The following is a 3,255-nucleotide window of genomic DNA, read 5'->3' as shown; positions in this document are numbered from 1 at the left end:
TTGTTTACTGCTATGAAGAATTCCCGCATCATGATGACCCAGTAGTACTGGCCTTTCGGGGTGAGGGTCAGGGTGGGGCCGGATTTGAGGAGGGCGCCTGTGAGGCGGAAGAAGGTTATTTCGGGGAGAAGGTAGTGATGGGCGTTGACACCGTGCTTCTTCGAGAGCTCCCCGAGGTCGAGGGTGATGCCGAAGAGCTTCATGAGGAAATCGTAGAGCAGACGTTCTCTCGTGCCGCAGTCCTTCCGGGCGGCGACGGGGAACTCTCCGCGTTCGAGGCGGTTGACGTACTCGGGGATGTCGAAGGTGTTCGAGTAGACACTGCCGCCCAGGTAGCCGATGGAGCCGCTCCCCAGGCCGGCGTATTCGTCGTAGTTGACGACGTACTCGTCGATCATCACGTCGCCCCGCGAGAAGCACCAGGCCGTGCTGGGGCGGTAGTCGTCGTGGAGCATCTCCGTGATCTTCCTGTAGAGGTCCTGGCCGCGGTCGTAGTCCACGCGGCCCAGCTTCCTGCCCATGAGCTTTTCCGTGGAGGTCGAGACCATGAGGGGATAGAACGTCACCTGGTCCACGGCGATATCCATGAGAACATCGAGATCGTGCTCCAGCATCTCCACGGTCTGGGTGGGGAAATTGAAGATCATGTCCACGTTGAGGGTATCGAAGCGGCCCATCGTCTCCTTGAGCCTTTGCGCGATCTCATCTCCGCTGCCGTACTTGTGATAGCGCTCGACGGCCTTCAGGAGACCGTCATCGAAGGTCTGGACACCAACGGAAAGACGGTTGACCCCCACGTCCTTCAGCTGTGCCAGGTTGACTTCCGTGAGATGGTTGGGGTTCGTCTCGACGGAAACCTCCCCGATGTGGAACATGCCTCTTGCCAGCATCAGCGTCTCCGACAGTTCGTCGATGAGGACCGTCGGCGTGCCGCCTCCGACATAGACAGCGCTGAAATCGTACCCGAGGTCGCGATACATCCCCATCTCTTTGCGTAGTGCCTTAAAATAGGCCCGCGCGATGTCCTCCCTGTAGACGACGCGGTTGAAGGAACAATAGGGACACAGCTCCTCGCAGAAAGGCACGTGAAGATAAAGGAGCCTCGGGATCGCGTCGGAGGGCCGCGGGACCTCGTAGGATTCGCCCGGCGTGAAGCGCAGATAGTCAGCGTTCTTCTTCCGGGCAACGTTGCATATGAGCTTTTCGATCAGCATGTCGAATTCAGGGCTAAAGGGGCAGGAAGCAGGGGTTGCCTGCCTCTTCACGTGACTTAGTTTAAAGTTCACAACAGCGAAAAATCAAGCACATATTCCGGGCTTCCCGAAATAACTTGACATGCCCGGGAAAGGTCGTTAAAACATGACATATTTTATGAAGAGAATGCTTCCGTTCACAGTCGTCGCCCTCTTCCTTTCCGGCACCATTCTCGGCTGCTCTCTGGACGCCCTTGTTTCCCCGGATTACGGCAACAAGGAATATCCCACGACGGACCTGCCCGATCTGAGGAAAAAACCGAAACAGCAGGAAACGGCTGCCGAGCCGAACCAGCGCGTCACCGCTCCCGACGAAGAAGCAAAGCTGGGGCCAACGCCCAGATCGGCCACACAGACCGTTCGCGACGAGACCATCGACGGCCGGGGCGCTCCCACCGGTCCGGGTGCGACGGCTTCGCTCCTCAAGGTCAGGACGGGTTCGCGCACCATCTTCACGGGGACCGTCTCCGGCGTCGATTATGTCGGGAAGACGATATCCGTGAAGAGCGCGGGCAAGAACCTGACATTCGACCTTGCCAACCCTGTCGTGCGGGGCTACAAGCACACGGGAGAGATACAGATCGGGGACACTGTCACCGTAGGATACATAAAGAACGGCATCGGCATAGTCAAGGGGGAGAACTTCCACCAGGACCTCCTGGACCAGACCGCCCCCGACGAGTCGACCTCGTCCCAGAAGGGCAAACGGTCCAAGCGGACGGCGTCGAAGCAATCCTCCAACAACCGCGCCGTCCCCGTCCGCGTCAAGTACAAGGTGAACACGCTTTCCTTCAACGACGTGGACAACAACAAGGATGGCAGGATCTCCCCCATCGAGCTGGGTACCGTCCTGCCCTCTGTCACGATGCAGGACTTCAAGAAATACGACCGCAACGGCGACGGCAACCTGAGCGAAGCGGAATACAGGGATGTCAGGAAGAGATAAAGGAAACAGGTAGCAGGTGATAGGTTATAGGCTATGGGGAAAAGCGAAAGGCCTTTCCTTTTTCTCTTCCAGACCTATTGCCCATTACCCATTACCTGTGACCCGGTTTCACTTGAAGTGTTTTTTGAAGGTTTTTTCCAGGGTTTGCCTCACGTCCTCTCGGAAGCCTTCGTAGCTTTTCAGGAATTTCTTCCCCTCAGGGGTTATGCTGGAGCCGCCGCCGGAGACGCCCCCTACCTTTCTGTCAAGGAGTGCGAAACCCAGCCTCGCCTCTATCGCCTGAAGCATCAGCCACGCCTTCCGGTAGGACATGTTGAGGTCCATGGCCGCTTTGTGGAGGGATCCCGTCTCTTCGACCCTCTTGAGCACCTGGTAAGGGCCCTCGCCAAAGGCCTTTCCGTTATTGTCTATCCATACCTTGTAACCCACTTTCATGTGAAAGCCCCCTTGATCGAACAACAAGCCAATTATAGATAACACCAGTAATCCTGTCAAGTTACAATATTCACTCCTGCACATTCCCCCGCCGGACACCGGTGTTCACAATGGACAACAATGGCTTCCGTCACAACTGCCCTGTAATTACACTCAGATAGAGGAATAGATGCCCAAAACGGACACAATATCGAACCGCAAGGTAAAATTGGGCTTGACTTGTCTTTATATCCGATGCTATATAACGTGCGTTATATTCACATATATATAAGGAGGTTTGTCACATGGTTCCTTGCCCCCGATCTATTCTCTTTCTGCTTCTCATTGCGGCATTCGCCATGGTATTCGCTCCCGCCGCCGGAGCGCAGGACAAAACGAAGGACGACGTGTTCACCCTTGGGGAGATCGAGGTGAAGGACCAATCCGAGGTGAACAGAAATGTGACGGTCGAAAAGATCTACCAGGAAGATATGCGTGACTACAACAAGAACACTGTCGGCCAGGCGGTCAACATGCTGCCCGGCGTCACGTTGACAAAGAACACCCGGAACGAACAGATGGTGTATATACGGGGTTTTGATATGAGACGCGTTCCCATCTATCTCGACGGCATTCCGATCT

Annotated in this window: 4 protein-coding genes; 2 read left to right on the top strand and 2 right to left on the bottom strand. The window is 55.8% G+C overall.

The features are described from left to right. A partial coding sequence (locus GXX82_16195) for a coproporphyrinogen III oxidase family protein (GenBank protein NLT24584.1) occupies positions 1-1,214 on the bottom strand: 1,214 nt, incomplete at its 3' end. A gap of 157 nt (positions 1,215-1,371) precedes the next feature. On the opposite strand from GXX82_16195, the gene GXX82_16190 reads away from it, so the two are divergent. Next, positions 1,372-2,199, top strand: coding sequence for a hypothetical protein (locus GXX82_16190; protein NLT24583.1), 828 nt, complete (start codon positions 1,372-1,374; stop codon positions 2,197-2,199). A 108-nt stretch (positions 2,200-2,307) separates the two neighbouring features. Here the strand turns inward: GXX82_16190 and GXX82_16185 are convergent, their stop codons facing one another. After that, positions 2,308-2,634 (bottom strand): LysR family transcriptional regulator, encoded by a 327-nt coding sequence (locus GXX82_16185; protein ID NLT24582.1) that lies wholly within the window; start codon positions 2,632-2,634, stop codon positions 2,308-2,310. 338 nt (positions 2,635-2,972) lie between these two features. On the opposite strand from GXX82_16185, the gene GXX82_16180 reads away from it, so the two are divergent. Continuing rightward, a partial coding sequence (locus tag GXX82_16180; protein ID NLT24581.1) for a Plug domain-containing protein occupies positions 2,973-3,255 on the top strand: 283 nt, incomplete at its 3' end.

It is taken from the genome of Syntrophorhabdus sp. (genome assembly GCA_012719415.1).
GTDB lineage: Bacteria > Desulfobacterota > Syntrophorhabdia > Syntrophorhabdales > Syntrophorhabdaceae > Delta-02.
This window is presented reverse-complemented; position numbering and strand designations above follow the sequence as displayed.